22 protein-coding genes and 3 tRNA genes are annotated in these 21,366 nt (G+C 69.9%); 10 read left to right on the top strand and 15 right to left on the bottom strand.

What is annotated here, in order from left to right; genetic code table 11:
* Window positions 1-26 precede the first annotated feature (26 nt).
* Window positions 27-800, top strand: coding sequence for an ATP-binding cassette domain-containing protein (locus LL239_RS08190; RefSeq protein ID WP_228162937.1), 774 nt, complete (start codon window positions 27-29; stop codon window positions 798-800).
* A 62-nt stretch (window positions 801-862) separates the two neighbouring features.
* Window positions 863-935, top strand: a tRNA-Asn gene (locus LL239_RS08185).
* Window positions 936-1,013: 78 nt separating this feature from the next.
* Here the strand turns inward: LL239_RS08185 and LL239_RS08180 are convergent.
* Together LL239_RS08180 and def are read right to left on the bottom strand one after the other, a co-directional pair.
* Complete coding sequence (locus LL239_RS08180; RefSeq protein WP_228162936.1) at window positions 1,014-1,151, bottom strand: hypothetical protein; 138 nt, start codon at window positions 1,149-1,151, stop codon at window positions 1,014-1,016.
* A gap of 201 nt (window positions 1,152-1,352) precedes the next feature.
* Window positions 1,353-1,919: a peptide deformylase gene (gene def, locus LL239_RS08175; RefSeq protein WP_228162935.1), complete on the bottom strand. Its 567-nt coding sequence runs from the start codon at window positions 1,917-1,919 to the stop codon at window positions 1,353-1,355.
* A gap of 41 nt (window positions 1,920-1,960) precedes the next feature.
* Here def and LL239_RS08170 point away from each other — a divergent pair, with 41 nt between their 5' ends.
* Both LL239_RS08170 and LL239_RS08165 read left to right on the top strand, forming a co-directional pair.
* Window positions 1,961-2,923 carry a DMT family transporter gene (locus tag LL239_RS08170; protein ID WP_228162934.1) on the top strand — a complete coding sequence of 321 codons (963 nt, stop codon included), beginning with the start codon at window positions 1,961-1,963 and terminating at the stop codon, window positions 2,921-2,923.
* Window positions 2,924-2,997: 74 nt separating this feature from the next.
* Window positions 2,998-3,071, top strand: a tRNA-Ile gene (locus tag LL239_RS08165).
* Between the two features lie 44 nt (window positions 3,072-3,115).
* Here LL239_RS08165 and LL239_RS08160 read toward each other — a convergent pair.
* The 3 genes from LL239_RS08160 to hxlB all read right to left on the bottom strand — a co-directional run bounded on the left by LL239_RS08160 (window position 3,116) and on the right by hxlB (window position 5,452).
* Window positions 3,116-4,105 (bottom strand): zinc-binding metallopeptidase family protein, encoded by a 990-nt coding sequence (locus LL239_RS08160; protein WP_228162933.1) that lies wholly within the window; start codon window positions 4,103-4,105, stop codon window positions 3,116-3,118.
* Between the two features lie 90 nt (window positions 4,106-4,195).
* Window positions 4,196-4,834, bottom strand: a complete 639-nt coding sequence (gene hxlA / locus LL239_RS08155; RefSeq protein WP_228162932.1) for a 3-hexulose-6-phosphate synthase — start codon at window positions 4,832-4,834, stop codon at window positions 4,196-4,198.
* A gap of 45 nt (window positions 4,835-4,879) precedes the next feature.
* Entirely contained in the window at window positions 4,880-5,452 is a 573-nt protein-coding gene (hxlB, locus tag LL239_RS08150; RefSeq protein ID WP_228162931.1) for a 6-phospho-3-hexuloisomerase, read from the bottom strand.
* A gap of 108 nt (window positions 5,453-5,560) precedes the next feature.
* Between hxlB and LL239_RS08145 the strand changes: the two genes are divergently transcribed.
* Both LL239_RS08145 and LL239_RS08140 read left to right on the top strand, forming a co-directional pair.
* A complete protein-coding gene (locus LL239_RS08145; protein ID WP_228162930.1) occupies window positions 5,561-6,415 on the top strand; it encodes a LuxR C-terminal-related transcriptional regulator in 855 nt (284 codons plus the stop codon).
* Between the two features lie 112 nt (window positions 6,416-6,527).
* Window positions 6,528-7,394 (top strand): zinc-ribbon domain-containing protein, encoded by an 867-nt coding sequence (locus LL239_RS08140; protein WP_228162929.1) that lies wholly within the window; start codon window positions 6,528-6,530, stop codon window positions 7,392-7,394.
* Between the two features lie 93 nt (window positions 7,395-7,487).
* Here LL239_RS08140 and LL239_RS08135 read toward each other — a convergent pair whose 3' ends face one another.
* Window positions 7,488-8,507, bottom strand: coding sequence for a CNNM domain-containing protein (locus LL239_RS08135; protein ID WP_228162928.1), 1,020 nt, complete (start codon window positions 8,505-8,507; stop codon window positions 7,488-7,490).
* The gene (locus tag LL239_RS08130) at window positions 8,504-9,934 is read right to left on the bottom strand and encodes a hemolysin family protein (protein ID WP_228162927.1); all 1,431 of its coding nucleotides are present in this window, start codon (window positions 9,932-9,934) and stop codon (window positions 8,504-8,506) included. The genes LL239_RS08135 and LL239_RS08130 overlap by 4 nt, the downstream gene beginning before the upstream one ends.
* A gap of 266 nt (window positions 9,935-10,200) precedes the next feature.
* Between LL239_RS08130 and LL239_RS08125 the strand changes: the two genes are divergently transcribed.
* The 3 genes from LL239_RS08125 to LL239_RS08115 all read left to right on the top strand — a co-directional run bounded on the left by LL239_RS08125 (window position 10,201) and on the right by LL239_RS08115 (window position 12,172).
* A complete protein-coding gene (locus LL239_RS08125) occupies window positions 10,201-10,566 on the top strand; it encodes a DUF7882 family protein (RefSeq protein WP_228162926.1) in 366 nt (121 codons plus the stop codon).
* A 154-nt stretch (window positions 10,567-10,720) separates the two neighbouring features.
* On the top strand, window positions 10,721-11,551 hold the full coding sequence (locus LL239_RS08120) for a hypothetical protein (protein ID WP_228162925.1): 831 nt from the start codon (window positions 10,721-10,723) through the stop codon (window positions 11,549-11,551).
* A gap of 117 nt (window positions 11,552-11,668) precedes the next feature.
* Window positions 11,669-12,172, top strand: a complete 504-nt coding sequence (locus tag LL239_RS08115) for a DUF3145 domain-containing protein (RefSeq protein ID WP_228162924.1) — start codon at window positions 11,669-11,671, stop codon at window positions 12,170-12,172.
* Window positions 12,173-12,316: 144 nt separating this feature from the next.
* On the opposite strand, the gene LL239_RS08110 is transcribed toward LL239_RS08115, so the two are convergent.
* The 6 genes from LL239_RS08110 to aceE form a co-directional block, all read right to left on the bottom strand.
* Window positions 12,317-13,555 carry a beta-ketoacyl-[acyl-carrier-protein] synthase family protein gene (locus LL239_RS08110; protein ID WP_228162923.1) on the bottom strand — a complete coding sequence of 413 codons (1,239 nt, stop codon included), beginning with the start codon at window positions 13,553-13,555 and terminating at the stop codon, window positions 12,317-12,319.
* 65 nt (window positions 13,556-13,620) lie between these two features.
* The gene (locus LL239_RS08105) at window positions 13,621-13,869 is read right to left on the bottom strand and encodes an acyl carrier protein (protein ID WP_128216336.1); all 249 of its coding nucleotides are present in this window, start codon (window positions 13,867-13,869) and stop codon (window positions 13,621-13,623) included.
* A gap of 76 nt (window positions 13,870-13,945) precedes the next feature.
* A complete protein-coding gene (locus LL239_RS08100; RefSeq protein ID WP_228162922.1) occupies window positions 13,946-14,950 on the bottom strand; it encodes a beta-ketoacyl-ACP synthase III in 1,005 nt (334 codons plus the stop codon).
* Window positions 14,947-15,867 (bottom strand): ACP S-malonyltransferase, encoded by a 921-nt coding sequence (locus LL239_RS08095; RefSeq protein ID WP_228162921.1) that lies wholly within the window; start codon window positions 15,865-15,867, stop codon window positions 14,947-14,949. Before LL239_RS08095 ends, LL239_RS08100 begins: the two co-directional genes overlap by 4 nt.
* Before the next feature lie 82 nt (window positions 15,868-15,949).
* Window positions 15,950-17,137 (bottom strand): PucR family transcriptional regulator, encoded by a 1,188-nt coding sequence (locus LL239_RS08090; protein WP_228163001.1) that lies wholly within the window; start codon window positions 17,135-17,137, stop codon window positions 15,950-15,952.
* Window positions 17,138-17,225: 88 nt separating this feature from the next.
* Window positions 17,226-19,952, bottom strand: a complete 2,727-nt coding sequence (gene aceE / locus LL239_RS08085; RefSeq protein WP_228162920.1) for a pyruvate dehydrogenase (acetyl-transferring), homodimeric type — start codon at window positions 19,950-19,952, stop codon at window positions 17,226-17,228.
* Window positions 19,953-20,181: 229 nt separating this feature from the next.
* Between aceE and LL239_RS08080 the strand changes: the two genes are divergently transcribed.
* Window positions 20,182-20,877, top strand: a complete 696-nt coding sequence (locus LL239_RS08080; RefSeq protein ID WP_228162919.1) for a DUF1345 domain-containing protein — start codon at window positions 20,182-20,184, stop codon at window positions 20,875-20,877.
* Between the two features lie 3 nt (window positions 20,878-20,880).
* On the opposite strand, the gene LL239_RS08075 is transcribed toward LL239_RS08080, so the two are convergent.
* Window positions 20,881-20,953: transfer RNA gene (locus LL239_RS08075), tRNA-Val, on the bottom strand.
* 14 nt (window positions 20,954-20,967) lie between these two features.
* A complete protein-coding gene (locus LL239_RS08070) occupies window positions 20,968-21,291 on the bottom strand; it encodes a hypothetical protein (RefSeq protein WP_228162918.1) in 324 nt (107 codons plus the stop codon).
* Between the last annotated feature and the right edge of the window lie 75 nt (window positions 21,292-21,366).

Below are 21,366 nucleotides of genomic sequence, written 5' to 3'. Positions count from 1 at the left end.
CGTGGGAGGTCGGGAAGGATGTCAGCATGCCCCGGTCCCTCGACACCGCTGTCGCGATTCGCGCCGATGACCTCTCCCTCGCCCGCAACGGCGTTCGGGTCATCGACGGAATCACCCTTACCCTCGACGCCGCGCGCAGCCTCGTCGTGATGGGACCCACGGGATCGGGAAAGAGCTCGCTCGCCTCGATGCTGGCCGGGCGCCCCGACGAGGGGCTGTCCGTCGTCGGGGGCGACGCACGGGTGCACGGCATCTCGGCCCGGCACCCGGGACGCTCGATCCGCGAGTGGACCTTTCACACCGGTTACCTGCCCCAGGGGGCCGGAGCGAGTCTCCCGGCACGTCTCACCGTCTCCGAGGTCATCTCCGAGCCCATCACGGCCCGCGATCGCCGCGTCGACGCGCGTGCTCTCGCTGTGCGAGTGGCGACGCTGCTGGACGAGATGGAGCTTCCGCTGGGTACGGCGCCGAAGTACCCGTACGAGTTGAGCGCCGGGATGCGGCAGCGGGTCGCGCTCGCCCGGGCGCTCGTGCTCGAGCCTCGCCTGTTCGTCGCCGACGACCTGTACGCGAACCTCGACGTGGAGGTCCGCCAGGCGGTCCGCACGGCGATCACCCGCCGCCGCGACGAACGCGGCATGGCGGCATTCGTGGTCACCAACGACGCGGACGTCCCCCGCGACCTGGATGCCGACGTGCTCGTGCTGCGCGCGGGCCACGTCGTCGCGCACGGGCACGGCACGGACGATCTGCAGTGGACGCCGGGCGGCGCGCCCGACAGACGTCTTTCGGCCGGCTGATTTTTCCGCCGCGCCCGCGTGCTGTTAGTATCGTCTGGTTGCCCGCCGGCAGGTGGGCATGATCCTCGGTAGCTCAATTGGCAGAGCAATCGGCTGTTAACCGATAGGTTCTTGGTTCGAGTCCAAGCCGGGGAGCGAGAGATCCGCGTCCATCTAACGTGGCTCTCACCCTAGGCCCGGGCTTCCACCCCGGGCCTTACTTTTTGCGTCGCATCAGCGCGGATCGTGCGTGGGTTCGCCGGGCGCATCCCCGCGATGCTCTTCGGCTTCGGCCGGATCCGCCTCCATATCGGGCACGATCGAGGTGTCCTCGCGGTCGGTGTCCTGCGCGGCCGGGTCGGGAATGGGCATGCGGTCTTGTTCGCTCATGGCCTCACCGCATCAGGTTCCCCGTTTCCGCGTCGTCCCCGTTGACAGGCGAGCCTTCTCTGCGACAGGTCGTCTCCGACCAGATCGTCGACGGGCCGTCTGGCCGTCATCGGCCCGGGATCGTCGTGCGGCTCGCTTCGATCCCGCAGCAGGGGGCGCCGACGCGCGGACTTCAGTACCGCGTCACGCGTCGATGCCGTCGATCCCCGGCATCCAGGACGCCCCGGGCTTTCCCCACTTGCGCTTCTTGGCGATCTTCGCCACGACACGGCTGTCCTCCTCATCGAGGCGGTCGACGTAGAGCACCCCGTCCAGGTGGTCGAATTCGTGCTGCAGGATCCGAGCCCGCCAGCCCGTGACCTCGATCCGGACGGGGGTTCCGTCCAGGTCGACGCCGGTGAGCAGCGCGGCATCCGACCGGCGGAGCGGGAATCGCTCACCGGGGAAGGAGAGGCATCCCTCCGACTCGTCGTCGGGGTCGGGGTACCCCGGTTCGAGCGGGCGGATCCACAGATCCGGGTTGATGACGACCCCGCGCCACGGCTGACCCTCGTCATCCTCGTACGAGTAGGTGAAGATCCGGAGGCCCACGCCGACCTGGGGCGCGGCGAGGCCGACGCCGGGGGCGGCATCCATCGTCTCGAACATGTCGGCGACGAGGGTGCGGATCTCGTCGGTGATCTCGCCGACGGGGGAAGCGGGGGCATGCAGCACGGGATCGCCCATGATGCGGATAGGGAGAACGGCCACGTCACCAGCCTAAGCGCGGACGCGGCGGCTATCGTCGGAGGGTGATTCCGCTCGATGTCTCCCTCACCGACGGTATCGACCAGCTCGTCGGTGTCTTCCGCGATCCCCGCATCCTGCTCGGTATACCGCTGGCGCTCCTCGGTGCGGTGTTCATGTCGTTCGGGGCGCAGTACCAGCATCGAGGCGTGCAGAAGGTCGAGCGCCTCTCCGGCAAGACGACCGGTGGACTCTCGCGGTCGCAGGTGACCTCGTTGCTCACGCGTCCCTCCTGGGTCGCGGGGACGATCATGCTCGGTCTCGCGATCGTCTGCCAGCTCGCGGCGCTCTCGGTGGCACCGCTGATCCTCGTGCAGCCCCTGGGCGCGATCGCCCTCGTGATCACGACCGTCCTGAACGCCCGCGTCTCGCGCCACAAGCCCACGCGCCAGTCGCTCATCGCGATCGCCGCCTGCGTCGGCGGCATCTTCATCTTCGTCACGATCGCCGCGTTCTTCGCCACCGAGCACATCGTGACCTCGCGCGAGCTGCTGATCATCCTCGGCATCCTGGCCGTGGTCGTGGTGGTCTTCGCCGTGTTCTGGATGCTCGTGCGCCGCCGCGCGCAGGCGCTGTTCTACATCATGGCCGCCGGCGTCATCTACGGCTTCGTCGCGACGCTCGCCAAGGTCATCATCAGCCGCATCCAGGCCGGCAACTTCGAGTGGCTCACGCTCCTGTGCGTGGTGGCGCTCCTGGCCGCCGTCGCCGTCGGCGCCTACTTCGTGCAGACGGCATACTCGGTGGGTCCGCCCGATCTGGTCATCGCCGGTCTCACCGTCATCGACCCCATCGTCGCGGTGCTCATCGGCCTCTCCGTGCTCGGCGAGGCCTCGACCGCGCCCGTGTGGGCGCTCATCGGTTTCGCGATCGCGGGGGCCATCGCCACATGGGGTGTGATCCAACTGACCCGCCACCACCCGCAGATCACCGCCGACGGCAAGCCGAAGGCGCCCCGCGTCCACTGATGCCGGCGGGCCACTGCCGGCGTGGCGCCGGCATGGGGCCGGAGCGCAGATGCCGGTAAGCTCGGACGCACCGAGGGGCGGTGGCCAAGCTGGTCAAGGCAGCGGGCTCATAACCCGACGATCGTGGGTTCAAGTCCCACCCGCCCTACGTCGAAGGCCCCGACATCCGCGCGATGTGGGGGCCTTCCACTGTCAGCGACCGGGGCGCAGCGACGCGACGAACTCGAGCTTGTCCAGCACCGGGTCGGAGAGGACGAAGGGGTACAGATCGTCTTTGCCCATCGAGCGGTTGACCATGTTCAGGGCGATGGCGAGCGGCATCCAGACCCCCGTCACCAGGTCGCGGAAGCGCGAGAACGCCTCGATTCCCGCGACCGTCGTGAGGCCGTACCCCGTAGCGGTCTCCAGCGCGTCGGTGATGTGGAGGAAGTGCGCCCAGGTCTCCGCGAAGTCCTCGTAGGGGTGCATGGTGGCGTAGGTGGAGATGTACCGCTCGGGCCAGTCCGCCGGGGGACCCTCCGAGTAATGGCGGTCGATCTCGGCCTGGTAGTCGGCCGTCTCGTCGCCGAACAGCTTCCGCGCCTCGTCCAGCCGGTCGGTGCCCTCGACGAGGATCCACTCGAAGTAGTGCCCGACCTCGTGCCGGAAGTGGCCGAGCATCGTCCGATACGGCTCGCCGAGCTGCTTCTGCATGCGGACACGGTAGGCGTCGTCGCTCTCTGCGAGGTCGATCGTGATGACGCCGTCGGCGTGGCCGATCACCACGTCCTCGGCCACGCTCGAGAGGAGGTCGAAGCACAGACCCCGCTCCGGGTCCTCCGCCTTGCCGACGACCTCGAACCCCAGCCGATCCAGCTGCACGAGCAACCATCGCTTCGCCCGCTCGGCCACCGGGTACTGCGACAGACCCTCGAGGTCGGCGTCGTTCGGCCGCACCCGAGTGAGATCGCACGCCGAGCACTGCCCGCCCTCGAGCGCGGCGAGCCAGGTGCAGCCGGAGAGCCCGAGGTTGCGGCACACGTGCCACACCCGCCCGGCGGCATCGGTGTACCGCCCGTTCTCGTCGACCGGCACGATCTCGGCCTCGCCGCGCGAGAAACCGAGCGCCGTTCCGCACGAGGTGCAGACGGAGTTCTCGAAGTACAGGGCGTTGCCGCACACGCGGCATCGGAAAGCCTTCACGCGACGAGCATGCCAGAGGCGCTCGTCACGTCGGCGGGCCTTGCGCGCGACGGGACTCCGCGCCTTCGCGCCGAGCCCCGTCGCGGAGGATCAGGCGGCGGCGGGCTCGGCGATCGCGGCGCGGATCTCGGCGGCTGCGGATGCCACGTCGTCGGCGCTGTAGATCGCGCTACCGGCCACGGCGATGCGGGCGCCGGACTCCTGCACGGCACGGACCGTGCCCGCGGTGACTCCGCCCGCGACCGAGAACGCGACACCGGATGCTTCCCCGTCGCGCAGCAGCGTCTCGAACGTGAAGCCGTCCTCGGCCTGCTCGTCGAGGCCGGCGTGCATCTCGACGAACTCGACGCCGAGCGCCGTGACCTCCTTCGCGCGCGCGGACTTGTCGGGGACGCCGATGAGGTCGACCACGACCCCCTTGCCGTGCGCCTTCGCGGCCTTCACCGCGCCCGCGATCGTGCTGTCCCCGGCGACGCCGAGCACGGTCACCAGATCGGCGCCGGCACGGAAGGCCATGTCGGCCTCGAGCTCACCGGCATCCATGGTCTTCAGGTCGGCGAAGACGATCTTGTCCGGGTGCGCCTCCTTGATGGCGGTGATCGCCGAGAGTCCGGCGCTCTTGATCAGGGGCGTGCCGAGCTCGAGGACGTCGACGTACGGCGCGGCCTTGCCGGCGAGGTCGAGTGCGTGCTCGGTGGTCAGCGTGTCCATGGCGAACTGGAGTTGCATGGGGTGTCCTTTCGATGGGGGAGGGGGTCGGATGCCCGGTACGAGTCACTCGAGGTTCGCGTGCCGGGGCCAGAGGTCGTCGGCGCTGCGGCCGCTGCGCTGCCACAGCACGTGGAAGAGAGCGTCGCCGAGGATCCCGACGGCTTGCTCGAACAGGCTCCCGGCGTATTGGGCGGATGCCGTGCCGGAACGGTCCGTCTTCGTCGCCGCCGGGATGACCAGGGTGGTCTCGGCGATGTCGGACAGGGGCGAGGAGTCCGTGGTCGACACCGTGATCACGCGGGCGCCGACGTCGGCGGCCGTGCGCGCCGCCTGGACGATCCCGCCGGTGGTGCCGGAGCCGCTGGCGACGAGCAGGACATCACCGCGACGGATCGCCGGCGTCGTGACCTCGCCGACCACGTGCACCGCGAGTCCGAGATGCATGAGCCGCATCGCTGTCGAGCGCAGGGCCAATCCGGATCGCCCGGCGCCGTGCACGAAGACGCGCTCCGCGTCGCCCAGGAGTCGGAGCGCAGTCTCGAACGGCTCCGGGTCGGCCTGCCGCAGCGCGGCGGCGACGTCCCGGAGTTCGCGATCGATCGTGCCGAGGGCATCGGCGAAGGTGGTGTGGGCCATACGACGATCGTCGCCGCGATCCACCGGTCGCGCTGCTGCCCGCCCAGGCGGCGACCCCATCCGATCGGGTGGGATGAATCTCCCGGGTGGGACGGCTAGGTTCACGGAGTGGCCACAGACACCGAGATCCACGCGGGTCGCTCCGCTGCATCCGAACACGCCCGCACGGTGATGGATCAGGCCGACCGTCACGCCCTGACGCTCGAGTCGATCCTGGCGGCGCTGCGAGCGCCCCGGCTGTCGGACGCCGCCGCGAGGGCCGAGGCCGTCGAGATCGCCTCGGCCGCGCTCATCGAGCTGCGCACCGCGACGGATCGGCAACGGAGCACGCTGCTGGAACCGGTCACGGGGGCGTTCTCGCGTCTGCGCGCGGATCTGCGTCCCCTGGTGCGGTTCGGTGACCTGGACGTGCAGTTCGTCGAGCCGCCGGCGACCGGCCGCGCGCTCCCCGGTGACATCGCCCACAGCGCGCGGGCGATCGTGCGCACGGCAGTGCTCGCGCTCGTCGACGACGGCGCTGCCCGTCGAGTCCGGATCCAGTGGGACTGCGACGGTCGGAACCTGCTCATGCAGTTGCGCGACGACGGGGCCGGCACGCTCGATGCGCACGACGACGCTGTCCGCCCCATCGCGGAGCGTGTCATCGCTCTCGAGGGCACGCTCGCCGTGGCATCCACTCCCGGGTGGGGCTCGACGTTCGACATCTCACTCCCGCTGGATCCCTCGCCGCGGGCGCTCGAGGCCGCGACAGGTTCCGATCTCACGGCACGCGAGCGGGATGTGCTGCGGCTCGTGGCGACCGGCGTCGGCAACCGCGAGATCGCCGACGGCCTCGGCATCAGCCTGAACACCGTCAAGTACCACGTGGCGAATCTCCTGCGAAAGCACGGTGCGCGCACGCGCGCCGAACTCGCCGGGGCGGCCGGTGGGGCACGCCGCGATGACCCGCGTCCGCCGATGTGACCGTCGTCTCCCGGCGGCCACGGGGATCCCGGCACACGGAGGGCGTCTCGCCGCAGAACCGGGGATGCCGCCGGCCCAGGGGCGTGTCGGTGGTCGCCGCTAGCGTCGTCGCGTGGCGGAGAGAGTCGAAGCGTGGTGGGCCCGGCGGCAGTGGTCGAAGGGCGCCGAGATCCCGTATGCGGTCGGCGCCTATCGCCAGGTGTGGGCGGCGTACCCGGCACTGATCCGGCAGTACCACCCCGAGCTCAACGCCGGGATCGCGCTGAGCCAGGTGCCACCCGCGGCCGACGTCCTCCTGCTGTGGCAGTGCGACGCGGGGCACCGGTTCGCAGCGACCCCGACCGAGCAGCGCTCGCGGCCCGGTCGCGAGCGGCGGCGGAGCGCCTGGTGTCCGGAATGCAGCGAGTCGGCCGCACCGAGGCGGGTGGTGGCATTGCCGATGCGGGAGTCGGTCGACGATCCGTCGCCGCCGCCCGCCGGCGTCATACGGGCTCGCCGTCCACGGAAGCCCATGACGGTGTGCGAGAAGACGCCCGACCTTCCTCCCGGAGAGGCGTTCACCTCGGTGTGTGCACCGCGCCCGGCCTCCCGTGTCGAGGACCGGGTGCGGGCGGACCTCTTCGACCGTCTCGCGTTCACCCCCGGCGTGAACGCCGTCCGGGTCGGTCGACCGTTCTTCCACCACCTCGAGGTGTGGCCCGATCTCGTCCTGCCCGAGGTTCGCATCGCGGTCGAGTACGACTCCATCGGTCGACACGGTCTCGAGCACGTCGGACACCGCGAACAGGCCGATCGCCGCAAAGACCGCGCGCTGCGGTCGGTCGGGTGGGAGGTCGTCCGCCTCCGCACCGGCAGGCTCGAGCCGCTGGGTCCGTACGACCTGCAGCTCTCGACCTGGAACCGCGCAGCGCTCGAGCGGCTGATCGCCACGATCCGCGGTATCCGGGGTCCGCTGTTCGTGGACGCCTACGTGCGATGACGGTCAGGCCGCGTTCCGGGTGTGCGTCCTGCCGCCCGTTCGCGCGTTCACCGCCCGGGCGGAGAGACGCGCCCCGGAACGAGCGCCGTCCCCTCAGTCCGCGACGTCGACCGCCGCCGCACCCGGCAGGATCTGCTTCAGCAGATCATCGAGGGTCACCACGCCGAGCAGGCGATCGCCGTCGACGACCGTGGCGAGCTGAACACGGCCGCGGCGCATGCGGGCGAGGGCGTCGTACGCCGCCGCACCCGGCTCGAGCACGAGCGGCTCCCGGGCGATCTCGCCTGCCGGTGTCGACGGGGCGACCTCGAGCGTGTCGCGCACGTGAGCGACACGGGCCGACGCCCCGGAGCCCACGAGGATGCGCAGGTGGGTGGACGCCGCGGCGGCGGCCTGGACGTCGGCGGCGGTGGCGTCCGCCGCGACCGCGGTCGGACTCCGGTCGGTGCGGACGATGTCACCGACGGTCAGGGTGCCGAGCTGGATGGCCTGCGCGATCGGCTCGGAGTACTGCTCGTCGAGGGTGCCCGCGCGTCGAGAGTGTGCGACGAGCTCGCGGATCGTGTCGGCGTCCTGGCCGCCGGCGGCGGCCTTGTCCACCGGCTCGACTCCCGAGGCCCTCACGAGACGATTCGCGATGCGGTTGATCCACAGCAGGAACGGCCGCAGCGGCCACGTCATGGCGCGGGCCAGGATGCCGGTCGCCTTCGCCGCGGTCTCCGGATGCGCGATCGCCCACGACTTCGGCGCCATCTCGCCGATGACGAGGTGCAGGAACGTCACGACGATCAGCGCCAGCATGAACGCGATGACGTCCGCGAGCACGCTGGGAAGGCCCCACTGCTCGAACACGGGCGCGAGGGCGTAGTCGATCGCGGGCTTCGTGATGGCGCCGAGCAAGAAGGTGCAGGCGGTGATGCCGAGCTGTGCGAACGCGAGCATGACGGTGAGCTCGTTGACACCGCGCAGGGCCGCACGGGCGGAGGCGCTGGTGGCCGCTTCCTCCTCGAGCCGGTGTCGGCGCGCGGCGAGGAGGGCGAACTCGACGATGACGAAGAAGGCGCTCGCGACGATGAGCACCGCGGTGACGAGGGCCACGACCCACCCATTCATCGGGCCGCCTCCCCGTCCGAGGTCGCGGCGACGTCGGAGGCGTCGGGCATGCCGGTCGCGTCCGCGACGTCGGCATCCCGATCCCGTTCGCGGAGCCGGATCACGAGCTGTGACGGCACGTGCCGGTCGACCTCGGCGACCTCGATCTCGAGCCACCGGTCCAGGTGCAGACCCTGGACCACCTCGCCGGCCCGCTCGGGCAGGTCGATCCGAACGACCGCTCCGACGGTCGGGAGATCGCCGTGCGCCTCGATCACCAGGCCCGCGGCCGTCTCGACGTCGCCCTCGAGGAGGTCGTGACCGAGGAGGCGCTCGAGCTCGTCGAGGTGCAGGTCGCCCGGTACCGTCCACGTGGCCTCGCCCACCGGCATCGCTTCGTGGACCTCCGCGTCGTGCTCATCGGACAACTCGCCGATGACCTCCTCCGTCAAGTCCTCGATGGTCAGGATGCCGTCGAAGTTGCCGTACTCGTCGACCACGCACGCGAGCTCGTTGCGGCTGTGCCGCATGCGGTCGAGGGCCACGGGCAGCAGCATCGACGTCGGCAGCACGACGGCCGGACGCATGACCGACGACACCGGCGCCCCGGCATCCGGATCCTCCCGCAGCACGTCGATCAGCTCGACGACACCGACGGGGGAGTCCTCCTCGCCGATCACGGGGTAGCGGGTGTGGCCGGTGGCCATGAGCGTGCGCACCTCGCCGACGGTGGTCTCGGGCCGAACAGAGTCGACCTGGGAACGGGGGATCATGGCGTGCTCGACATCGCGCCGGGGGAAGTCGAGGATGCGGTCGATGATCATCGACAGGTCGTCGGGGAGGTCGCCGCTGGCCCGCGACTCCTGCACGATGGCCTCGAGGTCGCGCGCGGTCGCGCTCTCGTCGACATCCTCGAGGGGCTCGATGCGCACCGCACGCAGCAGAGCGTTCGCGGCGACGTCGAACACCGTGATGAGCCACCCGAACGCGAGCAGGTAGATCCGCGTCGGTACCGCCAGTGCTCGCGCCAGCGGCTCGGGGCTCGCGATCGCGAGGTTCTTCGGGTAGAGCTCTCCGAAGATCATGGTGACGACGGTGGCCAGCAGCAGCGCACCGATGGTGCCGATCGCGACGGAGACACCGGGGTCGATCCCGGCGCCGCCCAGGAGCGTGCCGATCGACGCGCCGATGAGCGGCTCGGCGACGTACCCGATGAGGAGCCCCGTGACGGTGATGCCGAGTTGAGCGCCCGACAGCATGAACGAGGTGCGCTGCGTGATCAGCAGCACGCGCTTCGCCTGGACGTCGCCCTTCTCGGCCCGCGCGGCCAACCGCGACCGGTCGACCGACATGAACGCGAACTCCTGAGCGACGAAGAAGCCGCATGCCGCGATGATCGCGAACGTGACGATGACGCCGAGAAGGAGCGTCAGCACAGCCGCGATCATCGAAGGTCACCCCCTCTCGAAACGAGGGGGCTCGAAGATCGGCCCTCCTGGTCGGGGGAGGTGCGGGGATGGCTCACGGGGGATCTCTCTCGTGGGTCGTCGACTCGGTGACCAGAACGCTATCGGTGCCGGCTTTGAATCCGCTGTGGCGCGCGACCGAGGGCCGCGGGATGGCAGAATGTGTATCCCCGCATTGCCTCGCTTCCCGGCGTGGTCCCGCCCTTTGCTCGATAGGTGCGCTTCGGCGCGCCGGAAATGGACCTGCCGTGGGACGCCTCATCTACCGCGACCGTGCGACGTTCGACATCGACGACCGGCTTCTGGCGCATTTGCGCATCGTGATCATGAACAAGCTGCGCCGCAACGAGGGCTTCATGCTCCAGCTGCCGGTGAACGAGGGGGTGCGTCAGGCGAGTATGTGGATCCACGCATCGAACGCCCTCGTGCTGCAGTTCTACGGTGGACGGGAACCGGTCATCGACCGCGAACTCGTCGATCAGATGATGCACGCCGCCAGCGGTGCCGACGGCCTCACGCTGACCGGATCCGGTGTCGCCGCGCCGCCGTCCGCGCCGGCGCGCTCCGGGCGCTCAGACGCTCCCGCCCACGGGACACCGGCTCGCCGGCGATAGGAACACACGCCTGCAGGTCTGCGTCCAGCACGCGATCAGCGCGGTAGGGCACGATCGACCCATGGCGATGCGGGGAACGGGGAGACGTCGTCCCCCGGCGCCCGGGCGCCGACCCGCGCGACCGCGCCGGCGCGCCCGGCGTTCCGCTGCCCGCGTGCGCGTCCTGCGACGCCGACGTCTGGTCGTCGGCATCCTGGCCGCTGCTGTCGTGGCGATCATCGTGGCCGTCACCATCCCGCTGGTGCACCTGGTTTCGGCGTGGAACGCCGAGACTCGGCGTGCCTCGATCGATCTCGCCGATTTCGACCCGGGCTACCTCGTCGCCGACAGCGACTTCTACGACGGTGCGTCGATGGATGCCGGCGAGATCCAGCGGTTCCTCGAGGACAAGGTCCGCGACTGCGCGAACGACTCCTGTCTCAGCGTCCTGCGGGCCGACCTCGCGCCACGCGACGCGGTCGTGTCGCAGGACACCGGGGAGACCGTCTGCGAGGCGTACGAGGGCGGAGAGCTCTCCGCGGCGGAGATCATCGATCGCATCCAGCGGGCATGCGGGATATCGGCCAAGGTGCTGCTCGTGACGCTCCAGAAAGAGCAGAGCCTCATCTCGGGCCGGATCGCCCGGGCCCCCTCGGCCGATGCCCTCGGCGCGGCGATGGGTGCCCGTTGCCCCGACGACGCACCCTGCGACCCCGGACGCGCGGGCTTCGCCGAGCAGGTGGCTCAGGGCGCCACCGATCTCAAGGCCTACAGGGCGTCGGCATTCATGCGACAGCCGGGCACGCACTACATCGCCTACTCGCCGGATCCGGCCTGCGGGGGCACCGAGGTCGAGATCCGGAACCACGCCACCGCCGCTCTCTACAACTACACGCCGTACCAGCCCAACGCTGCGGCGATCGACGCACGCTGGGGCTCGGGCGACGCGTGCTCGTCCTACGGCAACCGCAATTTCGCGCTCTACTGGAAGCTCTGGTTCGCCTAGCGGAATCACAGTGTTGTGATTTCGTTATGAACGGGCGATAATGACCGAGACAACCGAACAGCCGCCACCGCTCTCGCGCAGGTCGTAGGGGAAGACGTACCTGACGAAGGAGAGACCATGGCGACCACGTCTTCGCGCGGAGTGATCCTCATCCACTCGGCGCCGCGCGCGTTGTGCCCCCACCTCGAGTGGGCGGTAGGACGCGCTCTCGGCCGTGCGGTCAACTTCGACTGGGCCGATCAGCCCGTGCTCCACGGCAGTCGGCGTGCCGAGTTCTACTGGGAGGGCCCGGTCGGATCCGGCGCCGCTCTGGCCAGTGCGATCCGCGGCTGGGAGCACCTGCGCTTCGAGGTCAGCGAGGATCCGACGCCTCGCAGCGACGGTGGCCGCTGGATGCACACGCCGGGGCTCGGCATCCACTACGCCCAGACGGATGCCGCCGGCAACGTCGTCATCGGCGAGGACCGTGTCCGATACGCCATGGAGGTCGCCGCGGGCGACCCGTTCGAGCTCCAGCGTGAACTCGACGTGGCCCTGGGCTCGGCGTGGGACGAGGAGCTCGAGCCCTTCCGCCACGCCGGCGACGAGCAGCGCATCGTCTGGCTGCACAAGGTCGGCTGAGAGATGTCGGGTGGGGGAGGCGTCATTACCGGAGGCCGGTGACCGTTTCCCGGTACCGGGACCGCGTATCCTTCGCCCGATCAACACCGAGCGCCCCCGTCATCCCCGCAGCAGTCGGGGGATGCCGGGGGCGTTCGGCCGTGATCAGACGGACGCGATCGCCACGACGGCGTTGTGACCGCCGAACCCGAACGAGTTGCTGATGGCCAGCTGGTCGCCCGAGCCGAGTTCGACGGGCGAACCCGAGAGCGCGAAGGGCACCTCGGGGTCCTGCTCGGTGATGTTGATCGTGGGCGGGGCGACGCGCTTCTGGAGCGCGAGCACCGTGAAGATGGCCTCGAGGGCACCCGTCCCGCCGAGGAGGTGACCGGTGGATGCCTTGGTGGCCGACACCGGGATCTCGTCGACGCGTTCGCCGAAGACCGCGCGCAGCGCCTGGTACTCGTTCGGGTCCCCGACCGGGGTGGAGGTGGCGTGGGCGTTGATGTGGGTGACGTCGTCGGCCGACGCCCCCGCCATCTCCAACGCCATGCGGACCGCACGGGCGGCGCCGCGACCCTCGGGGTCGTTGGCGGTGATGTGGTACGAGTCGGCCGTGACGCCGCCGCCCACGATCGAGGCGTAGATCTTCGCCCCGCGCGCCTTGGCGTGATCCTCGGTCTCGAGGATGAGCACGCCCGCGCCCTCGCCCATGACGAAGCCGTCGCGGTCGATGCTGCCGGGGCGCGACGCGGTCTCGGGGGAGTCGTTCCGCTTGGACAGCGCCTGCATCGAGGCGAACGACGCGATCGTGATGGGGTGGATCGCCGATTCGGTGCCACCGGCGATCACGACGTCGGCGAGGCCGTCGCGGATGTGCTGCACGGCGTTGACGATCGATTCGGTGCTCGACGCGCACGCCGAGGCCACCGTGCGCGCGAACGCGCGGGCGTTGAAGTGCAGCGACAGGTTGCCGGCCGCCGCATTGGGCATGAGCATCGGCACGGTCATGGGCATGACCCGACGCGGGCCCTTCTCACGCAGGGTGTCCCATGCGTCGAGGAGCGTCCACACTCCACCGATCCCCGTGGCGAAATCGACCCCGAGGCGATCGGGGTCGATGTCCGGACTGCCCGCGTCCTCCCACGCCTCCTTCGCCGCGACCATCGCCAGCTGCGACGACGGATCGAGGCGCTTAGCGACGGGACGCTCGAGGACGGTGTCCGGGCGCACGAGCGCCTCGGCCGCGAACGTGACCGGGAGCTGGTACTGCTCGACCCATTCGTGCTCGAGGGTGCGTGCGCCGGAGGCACCGGACAGCAGCGCGGACCAGCTGTCGGGGGCCGTCCCGCCGATGGGCGAGGTGGCACCGATACCGGTGACGACGATGCGGGGTGTGCTCATGGTTGGATCCTTGATGCGGCCGGAAAGGTCGTGACCGGTGGGGGCCGCAGCCCCCACCGGGAGGGTCAGGACTGGTTCGACGAGATGTACGTGACGGCGTCGCCGACGGTCTTGAGGTTCTTGACCTCGTCGTCGGGGATGGTGACGCCGAACTTCTCCTCGGCGTTGACGACGATCGTCATCATCGAGATCGAGTCGATGTCGAGGTCGTCCGTGAACGACTTCTCGAGCGCGACCTCGTCGGCCGAGATGCCGGTCTCGTCGGTGATCAGCTCGGCAAGGCCGGCGAGAACCTCGTCGTTGGTGAATGCCATGATTTCTCCTGTTGTTGGGGGCGGGCCCGGGGAGTCGTCCCGAGCCCCGATCAGTCTAGGGTTCGACGCTCGCGCGTCAGGGGAGGACGACGACCTGCGCGCCGAAGACGAGACCGGCACCGAAGCCGATCTGCAGCGCGAGGCCGCCGCTGAGCTCGGGATGCTCCTCGAGCAGGCGGTGGGTGGCGAGCGGGATCGAGGCGGCGGAGGTGTTGCCGGTGGTCTCGATGTCACGGCCGATCACGACGGACTCGGGCAGTCCCAGCTGCTTGGCGAACTCGTCGATGATGCGCATGTTGGCCTGGTGCGGCACGAACGCGGCCAGGTCGGAGGGCTGGATGCCGGCGGCCTCGATGGCCTGTCGGGCGACCTTGACCATCTCCCACACGGCCCAGCGGAACACGGTGGGTCCCTCCTGGCGGAGCGTGGGCCACGGGGCAACACCGTCGCGGAAGTCGGTGAGCGTGTGGTTCATGCCGACCGCGTCGGCCTTCGAGCCGTCCGAACCCCAGATCGTGGGTCCGATGCCGGGGGTGTCGCTCGGACCGACGACGACCGCTCCGGCGCCGTCGCCCAGCAGGAACGAGATGCTGCGGTCGGTCGGGTCGACGACATCGCTGAGCTTCTCGGCGCCCACGACGACGACGTGCGTTGCCAGGCCCCCGCGGATGAGGGCGTCGGCCTGGGCGACGCCGTAGGCGAAGCCCGCGCAGGCGGCGTTGACGTCGTACGCGGCCGCGGGGTTCGCACCGATGCGATCGGCGACGATCGCCGAGGCGGAGGGCGTCTGCTTCGGGTTGCTGATCGTCGCGACGATCACCGCGTCGATGTCACTCGGAGCGACGCCGGACTTCTCGACGGCTTCGCGCGCGGCCTCGGACGCCAAGTCGATGGCATCCGTCTCCTTGTTCGCGCGGACGCGCGTGACGATCCCGGTGCGCTGTCGGATCCACTCGTCGCTGGAGTCGATCGGGCCGACGAGATCGTCGTTGGGGACGAAGTTCTCGCCGCGAGCGGCCCCGTAGGAGTAGATGCGGGTGTGGGCGGGGCCCTGGAGCTGACGGAGGGTGGGGGTGCTCATGCCTGCTCTCCCTTCAGCAGTGCGACGGCCGCGTCGAGGTCGTCCGGAGTCTTGACGGCGACGGTGGGGGTTCCGCGCAGGGCGCGCTTCGCCAGGCCCGTGAGGGCGCCGGCGGGCGCGAGTTCGATGATGCCCGTCACGCCGTGGTCGGCGAAAGAGGTCATACAGCGGTCCCATCGGACAGGGGATGCCACCTGGGCGACGACGAGGTCCACGGCCCGGCGTCCGTCATCGACGACAGACCCGTCGGAGTTCGTCCACAGCGTCACGTCGGGGGCGGAGGCTGTGACGTCGGCCGCGGCGGCGCGGAGGGTCTCGACGGCGGGTTCCATGAACCGGGTGTGGAAGGCACCCGCGACCTGCAGGGGGATCACGCGGGAGCCGCGCGGCGCATCGGCGGCGAGCTCGCTCAGGGCCGAGACCTCGCCGGCGGCCACGATCTGTCCGCCGCCGTTGTAGTTGGCAGGCGTCAGGCCGAGCGCGTCGAGGCGGTCGAGCACCGTCTGCTCATCGCCGCCGACGACGGCGCTCATGCCGGTCTCCACGGCCGCGGCCGCTTCGGCCATCGCACGTCCCCGGATGCCGACGAGGCGCAGAGCGTCCTCCTCGGAGAGCACTCCGGATGCCGCCAGCGCGGCGAACTCGCCCACCGAGTGGCCCGCGACGCCGTCAGCCGCCCGACCCGCCCGATCCCTCAGGGCGCTCCACGACAGCAGGCTCGCGGCCACGATCAGGGGCTGGGCGACTTTGGTGTCGCGAATCCGGTCGGCATCCCATTCGGTGCCCGCGGCGAGGAGGTCGACTCCGGCGTGCTCGGAGGCGGCGGCCAGACGCTCCCGCGTCCCGTCGATCTCGAGCCACGGCGAGAGGAACCCGGGGGTCTGAGAACCCTGTCCGGGGAAGACGGCGATGATCACCGTCCCATCCTGTCAAGGATCCGCCGGGCCGTTCTGGAGATATCGGCACAGAAAATCGGCGTGTCTTTGTGCGCGCCGTGCATCAGCGGGGGGGAGCGGTGCGCCGGACCCCCGGTCCGCGGCGGCGAGTGGCATCCGTTCCGATGGATCCGAGGATCAGCGCGGTCTGCAGGATCAGCGCCTCGCGTGGTCCGGTGGCATCCCACCCGATCACCTCGGAGACGCGCTTGAGGCGGTACCGCACGGTGTTGGGGTGCACGTAGAGTTCGCGCGCCGTCGCCTCGAGGGAGCGCCCGTTGTCGAGGTAGCTCCACAGCGTGGCGACGAGATCGGCACTGTGGGCCTGGAGCGGGCGGTAGACCCGCTCGACGAGCGTCTGCTTGGCCACCGCGTCACCGGCGAGGGCACGCTCGGGCAGCAGGTCGTCGGCCTCGACGGGACGCGGGGCGTGTCGCCAGGCGCGGGCCACCGCGAACCCGGCCAGAGCCGCGCGCGCACTCTGCCCCGCGTCGACGAGGGCCGCCACGGCGGGACCCAGCACGAGGTGCCCCGAGCCGAAACTCGGCTCCAAGCGCTTGGCGATCTCGGTGAAGGGAAGCTCGGCGACCTCCTCACGACCGCGCACGGGGAGATCGGCCCGGCCGATGACGAGCACGAGCCGCGATCCCTGCACGCCGATCAAGACATCGACGCCGAGCTTGCGGGAGGTGCGACGCACATGGTCGACGTCGAGCTGTGGGGGAGTCGTGCCCACCAGCACCGCCACCTCACCGTGCCCGTGCCACCCGAGAGCCGCGATGCGACTGGGGAGTTCGTCGTCGGCTTCTCCGGTGAGGATCGAGTCCACGACGAGCGCCTCGAGTCGGGCGTCCCAGAGCCCGCGGGCCTCGGCCGCGCGCGCATAGACGTCGGCGGCCGCGAAGGCGACCTCTCGCGAGTACGACAGCATCGCCTCGCGGACGCGTTCGCTGCGACCGGCGACGCGCTCCTCCATCACCTCGACGGTGACGCGCACGAGTTGCAGCGTCTGGGTGAGGCTGACGCTGCGCAGCAGTTCGCGAGGGGCTGCGGCGAAGATGTCCGCCGCGATCGCGGGAGTGGACGCCGGCTCCTCGAACCACTGGAGGAATGAGGTGATGCCCGCCTGCGCCACGAGCCCGACCGCCGAGCGGCGGGCCGGCGGCATCTCGGCGTACCAGGGGAGCGTCTCTTCGAGCCGCTGGATCGTCGCGGTGGCGAGGTCGCCCGAGATGCGGCGCAGCCACGCCAGCGTGTCGGCTTTCTCCTCCGCCGCCCGGGAGGGGGCGGTCGACCCGCCCCCTCCCGAACCGTCGTGGTCCGCGCGATCGGTCACGCGATCAGGCCTCGCCGCCGGCGTTCCCGCTCGTGCCGGCGTTGACGTCGTGCAGGCGGTACTTCTCGATGGCCTGCGCGATGACCGAGCGGTCGACCTTGCCCTCGTCCGCGAGGCCCTGCAGGGCACGCACCACGAGCGAGGGGCCGTCGATCTTGAAGAAGCGGCGAGCCGCCGCGCGCGTGTCGGAGAAACCGAAGCCGTCGGCGCCCAGCGTGAGGTAGCGCTGCGGAACCCACTGACGGATCTGGTCCTGGACAGCGTGCATCCAGTCGCTGACCGCGATCACCGGGCCCTCGGCATCCCGGAGCTTCTCGGTGAGGTACGCGGTGCGGGGCTCGGCGTCGGGGTGCAGGAAGTTGTGCTCGTCGGCGGCGAGGCCGTCGCGGCGCAGCTCGCTCCACGAGGTCACCGACCACACGTCAGCGACGACACCCCAGTCGTCCTTGAGCAGACGCTGGGCCTCGTACGCCCACGGCACACCGACGCCCGACGCGAGCAGCTGGGCGCGGGGACCGTCGCCCTCGCCGACCGACACACGGTGGATGCCGCGGACGATCCCGTCCACGTCGACGCCCTCGGGCTCGGCGGGCTGCACCAGCGGCTCGTTGTAGACCGTCATGTAGTACATGACGTTCGGGTCGGGGTGCTCTCCGCCGTACATGCGCTCGATGCCCGAGCGGACGATGTGCGCGATCTCGTACCCGTAGGCGGGGTCGTACGACACCGTGGCGGGGTTCGTGGATGCCAGCAGCTGCGAGTGTCCGTCGGCGTGCTGGAGGCCCTCGCCGGTCAGCGTGGTGCGGCCGGCGGTGGCACCGATGATGAACCCGCGCGCCATCTGGTCGCCCGCCGCCCACTGGGCGTCGCCCGTGCGCTGGAAGCCGAACATCGAGTAGAACACGTAGACCGGGATCAGCGGCTCGCCGTGCGTCGCGTACGACGTGCCGGCGGCGGTGAACGCCGCGAGGGCGCCCGCCTCGTTGATGCCGACGTGGATGATCTGCCCCTCGGGGCTCTCCTTGTAGGCCAGGAGCAGCTCGCGGTCGACGGAAGTGTAGTGCTGACCCTTGGGGTTGTAGATCTTCGCCGTCGGGAAGTAGGCATCCATGCCGAAGGTGCGGGCCTCGTCGGGGATGATCGGCACGATGCGGTGACCGAAGCCCTTGACGCGCAGCAGGTCCTTGAGCAGGCGGACGAACGCCATCGTCGTGGCGACCTCCTGGGTGCCCGAACCCTTCTTGGGCAGCGCGTACGCCTGGTCGCCGGGGAGTTCGAGACCGACGTGCGTCGTGCGACGCTCGGGCAGGAAGCCGCCGAGCGCGCGACGACGCTCGAGCATGTACTTGATGGTCTCGTCGTTCTCGCCGGGGTTGTAGTACGGCGGCTGGTACGGGTTCTCCTCGAGCTGGGCGTCGGACACCGGGATGTCCATCGCGTCGCGGAAGGCCTTGAGGTCGTCCAGCGTCAGCTTCTTCATCTGGTGCGTGGCGTTGCGGCCCTCGAAGTGGGGACCGAGGCCGTAGCCCTTGATGGTCTTGGCGAGGATGACGGTCGGCTGGCCCTTGTGCTCCTTGGCCGCCTTGAACGCCGCGAAGACCTTGCGGTAGTCGTGTCCACCGCGCTTGAGGCCCCAGATCTGCTCGTCGGTGTAGTCCTTGACCAGCTCGAGCGCGCGCGGGTCGCGGCCGAAGAAGTGCTCGCGGACGTACGCGCCGTTCTCGGCCTTGTAGGTCTGGTAGTCGCCGTCGGGCGTGGAGTTCATGAGGTTCAGCAGCGCGCCCTCGGTGTCGCGGGCGAGCAGGTCGTCCCACTCCCGGCCCCAGACGACCTTGATGACGTTCCAGCCGGCGCCGCGGAAGAAGCTCTCGAGCTCCTGGATGATCTTGCCGTTACCGCGGACCGGGCCGTCGAGACGCTGCAGGTTGCAGTTGACGATGAAGGTCAGGTTGTCCAGGCCCTCGTTCGCGGCGACCTGGAGCTGGCCGCGGCTTTCGACCTCGTCCATCTCGCCGTCACCGAGGTAGGCCCACACGTGCGAGTCGGAGACGTCCTTGATGCCACGGTTCGAGAGGTACTTGTTCGACATCGCCTGGTAGATGGCGTTGATCGGACCGAGACCCATCGAGACCGTCGGGAACTGCCAGAACTCCGGCATGAGACGGGGGTGCGGGTAGGACGGGATGCCGTTGGGCGCGGCCGACTTCTCCTGACGGAAACCGTCGAGCTGCGCCTCGGTGAGACGGCCCTCCAGGAAGGCGCGGGCGTAGGTGCCGGGGGAGGCGTGGCCCTGGATGAAGATCTGGTCGCCGCCGGACGGGTCGTCGAGGCCGCGGAAGAAGTGGTTGAAGCCCACTTCGTACAGCGCCGCCGAGGACGCGTAGGTGGAGATGTGACCGCCGACACCGATGCCGGGGCGCTGGGCGCGGTGGACGGTGACCGCCGCGTTCCAGCGGATCCACTTGCGGTACCGGCGCTCGAGCTCCTCATCACCGGGGAACTCCGGCTCGTTCTTCTGCGCGATCGTGTTGATGTAATCGGTGGTCGGAACCATCGGCACGTTGAGGTGCAGTTCCTTCGAGCCCTTGAGCAGGCTCAGCATGATCTCGCGCGCACGACCGGGGCCCTTGGCCTGGACGAGCTGGCGCAGGGATTCCTGCCACTCGCCGGTCTCTTCCGGGTCGCTGTCCTGCGGCCCCTGCGAATACGGATCCTGGTCGTGAACAGTCACGGAAGACCTTTCGTCGTCTGGCAGGTCATGCCAGAGAATCGCCATACGTGTGCGGCAACCCTTGTCTGCTCCGCACAATTCACCGTCGTCCAGCCTAGTCAGTCGGAGCCCCTCCAGACGCGCATACGGGTTCGAGGGCGAGGGGATGCCTCGGCGGCGAGGCATCCCTCGTTCCCGGCGCCCGCGCGGGGCTCCCGGCCGCGGAGGATCGGCGGTCTAGCCTGAGCGCGTGACGTCGAGAGAGTCCGCGGGATTCCGCACGCGGCCGGAACATCGTTGGCCGGTGCTGATCTTCCTCGCGTTGGGCACGCTCCTCTACGCCGTGCTGCCGAGCGATGTGTCGGGCGCGCTGCGGTATGTCGTGGTCGCCGCGAGCGTGCTGTGCGCGATCCCCATGCTGATCGCGCACCCGACGCATCTGGACCGCGACTCCCGTGTCGGGCGCGCCTTCGCCCTCGCCTTCGTCGCGGTGCTGCTCGCCGCGAATCAGGTGGCCTTCGTCCTGCTCGTCGGTCAACTCCTGAATGGGCAGGGCAACGGCGCCGTGACGCTGCTCGGTGCCGCACAGGTGTGGGCCATCAACGTCATCGGGTACGGCGCGATCTACTGGGAGATGGACCGGGGCGGGCCCGTGGCGCGCCGCCGGGATCCGCGCGATCAGCTGCAGCCGGCGGACTTCCAGTTCCCGCAGGATTCCGACGGGGATGCCGTGAGCGAAGTGAAGCGTCGGTCGTCGAGCACCGCGGACTGGGCGCCCGGTTACATCGACTACCTGTACTTCTCGGCATCCAACGCCATGGCGTTCAGCCCCACCGACGTGATGCCTCTGAGCGTGCGCGCGAAGCTGTTCATGATGGTGCAGGCCATCACGGGGTTCGTGCTGCTGGCGCTGGTGATCGCGCGGAGCGTGAACATTCTGAGTTGACGGTGGGCCCTGCCGGGATCGAACCGACGACATCCACGGTGTAAACGTGGCGCTCTACCAGCTGAGCTAAAGGCCCTGGATGCCTCGAGTCTACCGAGGTCGGCGGCCCGAACCGTCGCGCAGCTCGAGGTACCAGGACGGCAGAAGCGCGCGCGGAAGCCAGAACAATGCGACGACTGTGATCACGAGCAGCGCCGCGGAGATGACGACGAGCAAGAAGAACAGCGGCCGCAGCGAAGAAACCGCGGCAGCCAGCGATGCTGTCGTGGCCGCGGCTCCGAACCACAGCCAGGCGAATCCGATCGTGCTGGTGAACCCGCGTCGGAACCGAATCCAGCCCTTCCATCGGCCCGTGTAGGCGAGAAGCCCCATCGCCAGGAAGACAAGGCCGATCAGAGCTGCGAGCGGGTTCACGCGGGCATCCTCTCCACGGGGAACGTCCACGCTAACCGGAACACCGCTGTCGCGCCCCCGGGGTAGCGTGGACTC

The sequence above is a fragment of the Microbacterium testaceum genome (genome assembly GCF_020781835.1).
Classification (GTDB): domain Bacteria; phylum Actinomycetota; class Actinomycetes; order Actinomycetales; family Microbacteriaceae; genus Microbacterium; species Microbacterium testaceum_H.
The sequence above is the reverse complement of the archived record's forward strand: the minus strand, read 5'-3'. Positions and strand labels throughout refer to the sequence as shown.